The sequence below is a fragment of the Pollutimonas rozaliensis genome (assembly GCF_048751585.1).
GTDB lineage: Bacteria > Pseudomonadota > Gammaproteobacteria > Burkholderiales > Burkholderiaceae_B.
Map to the genome: position 1 here is coordinate 1 of NZ_JAZHOB010000141.1, position 267 is coordinate 267.

Annotated in this window: 1 pseudogene; it reads right to left on the reverse strand. The window is 59.6% G+C overall.

Going from position 1 to position 267, the window contains the following annotated elements:
• Positions 1–267 (reverse strand): annotated as a pseudogene (locus V0R37_RS22305) (transposase); the annotation flags it as partial.

Below are 267 nucleotides of genomic sequence, written 5' to 3' on the forward strand. Positions count from 1 at the left end.
CTCCCGGATCCCTTCCACCGCCTGCCTGCGACGCTCGGGGGCTATAAGTTTCCCGAGGCGACGTCCGCCAGAACCTGCTTCTCTAAAGATAGATCGGCCACTAGGCGACGAAGCAGGGCGTTCTCGCGCTCCAGGTCCTTCATTTTCTTGGCCTGATCGACCTTCAGACCTCCGTACTCCTTGCGCCAGCGTGAGTCACTCTGCTCAGAGACATCTGCCTCCTTGCAAGCGACGGCAATGCTCTTGCCTTGTGCCGTTTGAACCTCG